Origin of the sequence: Roseibium sp., assembly GCF_050301095.1 — a bacterium.
Taxonomy (GTDB): Bacteria; Pseudomonadota; Alphaproteobacteria; order Rhizobiales; family Stappiaceae; genus Roseibium.
The window spans coordinates 1-4,153 of sequence record NZ_JBNKYW010000022.1; the positions used below are offsets into that span (position 1 = coordinate 1).

Below are 4,153 nucleotides of genomic sequence, written 5' to 3' on the forward strand. Positions count from 1 at the left end.
TGGACGGTCGATGCCGGGGATCTGGAGCTTGCCCTTGGCGAACTTGCCGGACTCCTGGAGGTCGATCCCTCAGCCCGGCTTACCGACTTCGATCTGTGTTTCAAGGCCGGATGCCCCTTCGACCGCAATGCCTGCCTCAGCTATGCGGAGGCTCTTGCAACAGGCAGCAAGACCGATCAGACACGGGCCGACGATCTGGTCAGGGCGGAAAGCCTGAAGGATCCTACTGCCTTCCGGGAAGCCTGGCTGCCGATATTCCTGACCTCGAAACTGGAACCCCGGAAATCCCTAGCGACGAAGAAGGTTGCAGAAAACTTCCCCGAGATGACCGAGGCGCTGCTCTCCGAACAAGAGCGCCTGATGACTCTCCTGGACGAGCGCCGCAAGGTTGCGACCTTCGAAGGGACAAGGGCGCTTCTGCGTCTCGCCGATGCCGTCATTCGTCACTACGAGCGCGCCAAGATCGCCCGGGGCTACCTCGATTTCGAGGATCTGGTGGTCAAGACCGCGACGCTGTTGCAGAAATCCGATGCAGCGCAGTGGGTGCAATACAAGCTCGATCAGGGGCTCGACCACATTCTGGTGGACGAAGCCCAGGACACCAGCCCGCGCCAGTGGGAAGTGGTGCAGTCCCTGGCTTCCGAATTCTTCGTCGGCGAGGGTGCCCATGAGCGCATCCGGACACTCTTTGCCGTTGGTGACGAAAAGCAGTCGATCTACTCCTTTCAGGGGGCGGTTCCGGCCTATTTCGACGCCATGCGTCGCGCATTCTCCAGCAAGGCGGCGGCGGCGGAGCAGGAGTTTTATTCCGTCAATCTGCAGCTTTCCTTCCGCTCGACCCCGGACGTGCTGGGTGCGGTCGACAGAGTGTTCCAGGACGTCAGTGCCCACAAAGGCCTGTCGCAGGAAATCGCGGCCCCCGTCCACGAGGCGATCCGCCGGGACCCCGGCATTGTCGATCTCTGGCCGCTGGAGGCGGAAGCGGAGATCGAGGCGTCCGAGGATTGGCGGCAGCCGATCGATCACGTCGGTTCGGGCAGTCCGATGCTGAAGGTTGCCAGGCGGATTGCCGGCGAAATCGCCAGCTGGATGCGCGACGGCGTCGCCGAACCGGGGGAGGTGATGATCCTGGTGCGCAAGCGCGGCCCCTTTGTCGAAGCGCTCAACCGTGAGCTCAAGGAACTCGACATACCGGCGGCCGGCAGCGACCGGCTGGTGCTGACCGATCACATCGCGGTTCAGGACCTCGCGGCGCTCGGGCGGTTCCTGCTGCTGCCGGAAGACGATCTGTCGCTTGCCTGTGTCCTGAAAAGCCCGCTGTTCGATCTCACCGACGCGGATCTTCTGGAGGTTGCGCGCGAGTCGGCGGAAAAGGTCCGGCCCGGAACCTTGTGGCAGATGCTGGTCAAGCGCTCGGACACCTGCGAAAAATGGAAGAGCGTGCGGTTGAGGCTGGAAGACTGGCGTGCCCGTGCCGACTTTGTGCCACCTTACGAATTCTACGCCCGGCTGCTCGGCGCCGATGGCGGGCGAAAAGCGTTCAGGGCCCGGCTCGGGGTCGAAGTCGATGACGTTCTGGACGAATTCCTGGCACTGACCATGGCCTATGAACAGGCAGGCACGCCCGGGCTGGAAGGCTTCCTGGCCTGGATGGCGGCGGCCCCGACCGAGATCAAGCGCGAGCTGACCAACACCAAGGGCATGGTGCGGATCATGACCGTGCACGGCTCCAAGGGGCTGGAGGCCAGGATCGTCATTCTGGTCGATCCGGGGGCGGCCCCGGTCAGCGCCATCCACGATCCGGCCTTCCTGCCGCGCAGGCGACTTGAAAATGATCTCCTGCCGCCCGCGCTCGTCTGGCTGCCTTCAAAAGCCGACCGCACGCCCTGGCACGACGAGGCGGTTGAGGCTCTGCGGGACGCGCAGGAGGAAGAATACCGGCGCCTGCTTTATGTTGCGCTGACCCGCGCCGAAGACCGGCTGATCGTCTGCGGCTGGGAGCCGAAACGCGGCGCGCATGAAAATTGCTGGTATTCCATGGTCGAACGGGCACTGAAACCGGGCGCCCGTGAGCTGACGGACCACAAGGGCGACGTGATTGCCTGGCGCTGGCAGCAATCCGACTTCGAACCCGAAGGACGTTCAGGGGCGCATGGCCCGGCAGGAGAGGCGCAGGGAGAAGCTATCGGGCCGTTGCCGGACTGGTTGAGCGCGCCGGTGAAGCCGCTGCCGAAGAAAAAGCGCCTGCAGCCGTCCCGTGCCTTCGAGGCGATGGAGGAAAAGGAAGGGGTGGAACAGGTGCCGGCCTTGTCACGGCTTCAGGCGCGCAAGGAGCCGCAGTCCTGGCCTCTGGAGCGCGGCCGCCTGATCCACCGGCTGCTGGAACTTCTGCCCGGCCTGCCGGATGGTGCCCGGCTTCAGGCTGCCGAAAACTTTCTGGACCAGGCCCTGAAACCGGAATTCAAGGGCTTCCGGGGCAAGCTTCTGGAAGAAATCAGGGCGGTTTTGACGGAAAGCGCGTTTGCACCTCTGTTTGCAAAGGAGGCCCGGGCGGAAGTGCCGCTGGTGGGCACGATTCGGACCAGCGGCGGCGTGGATGTGGAGGTTTCGGGGCAGATCGACCGGCTGCTGGTCGACGAAAACCGGGTCGTGATTGTGGATTACAAGACCAATCTTTCTCCGCCGACGACGGTTGACGGCATTCCGCTGGAATACCGCGCGCAGCTCAGTGTTTACAGGGAATTGCTGAAGCGGATTTACCCGGACAGGCGGATCTCCGCCTGCCTGCTGTGGACTGCCAAACCTGCCCTTGTCGAAATTCCGGATGAGATCCTTGATCAAACTTTTGAGAGCCTCAGTCCGGACGGCACATCGGCTTGACGGCGGGCTGATCGCTACCTACGTTCGTGCCAACTGGTGCGCTCACATCGGGTGGGCGTGATCCCCTGAAGATACGAGATCCTGTTATGGCTACGACACAAGTCACCGATGCGTCCTTTGAAAACGAAGTCCTGAAATCCTCAAGCCCCGTGGTCGTCGACTTTTGGGCGGAGTGGTGCGGTCCCTGCAAAATGATCGCTCCGGCTTTGGAAGAAATCTCCGAAGAGATGGATGGCCAGGTGAAGATCACCAAGCTCAACATCGACGAGAACCAGGACATGGCCATGAAGTACGGCGTCCGCTCGATTCCGATGCTGATCCTGTTCAAGGACGGTGAGCCGATGGCGACCCAGATCGGTGCCGCTCCGAAGGGCAAGCTGTCCGACTGGATCAAGAGCGCCCTTTAAGTCCAGACATCCCGCGGCTGTCCGGCTGCCGGTTATAGAAGTGCATCCGGCGGGCAGGCTCAGGCTTGGCCGCCGATCCTCTTTGAAAAATCGGGCAAGCGATACTATAAGCAGCCGCAAAGAGTTTAAGCCGAACGGAACATTCATGAGTGACGAGAACAAGACCCCGGAAGAACAGCCTTCAGACGTGACCCCGGAAACGCAGGCCGAGGCCGCGCAGACCGAAGCCGCAGAAGGAGATGCCGGTGTGGATCCGATCGACGTTCTGCGAGCTGAAAATGCCGACCTGAAGGACCGCGCGCTCCGGACGATGGCCGAGATGGAAAATCTTCGCCGCCGCACGGAGAAGGAAATCAAGGACGCGCGCCAATACGCGGTGTCCGGCTTCGCGCGCGACATGCTGACGGTTTCCGACAACCTGCGCCGGGCCCTGGAAGCTCTTCCCGATGAGGATCGCAAAAACGCCGATGCCGGTGTTGCGTCCCTGATCGAGGGCGTCGAGATGATCGAACGGGATCTGCTGAATCAGCTTGAAAAGAACGGCGTGAAGAAGCTGACCCCGGAAGGTCAGAAATTCGACCCGCATTTCCATCAGGCGATGTTCGAGGTGCCGAACACCGAAGTGCCGAACAACACGGTCGTTCAGGTGGTGCAGGCAGGCTATGTGATCGGCGAACGGGTGCTGCGTCCGGCCATGGTCGGCGTCTCCAAGGGCGGGCCGAAGGAAGCTGCCCCGCAGCCGCAGGCCGATGCCGGCCAGACGGTCGACAAGAGCGCCTGACGCCAAGTCTCGGCAAGAGAAAATGGAAAGCCGTTCCCGTGATCGCGGGGACGGCTTTTTGTCATTCGGCAGAGGGTTGCTGCCA

3 protein-coding genes are annotated in these 4,153 nt (G+C 62.2%); all 3 read left to right on the forward strand.

The genetic code is table 11. The features are described from left to right. Window positions 1-2,880 (forward strand): double-strand break repair helicase AddA (gene addA, locus ACQY7U_RS01385; protein ID WP_428641212.1); only part of this gene is annotated, 2,880 nt, incomplete at its 5' end. Window positions 2,881-2,966: 86 nt separating this feature from the next. Then, the gene (gene trxA, locus ACQY7U_RS01390) at window positions 2,967-3,287 is read left to right on the forward strand and encodes a thioredoxin (RefSeq protein WP_428641214.1); all 321 of its coding nucleotides are present in this window, start codon (window positions 2,967-2,969) and stop codon (window positions 3,285-3,287) included. A 145-nt stretch (window positions 3,288-3,432) separates the two neighbouring features. Next, window positions 3,433-4,068: a nucleotide exchange factor GrpE gene (gene grpE, locus ACQY7U_RS01395; protein WP_428641216.1), complete on the forward strand. Its 636-nt coding sequence runs from the start codon at window positions 3,433-3,435 to the stop codon at window positions 4,066-4,068. Window positions 4,069-4,153: the final 85 nt, after the last annotated feature.

Coding starts and splice junctions, on each gene's coding strand:
- grpE (WP_428641216.1), top strand. CDS start 3,433: ATGAGTGACGAGAACAAGACCCCGGAAGAACAGCCTTCAGACGTGACC.
- trxA (WP_428641214.1), top strand. CDS start 2,967: ATGGCTACGACACAAGTCACCGATGCGTCCTTTGAAAACGAAGTCCTG.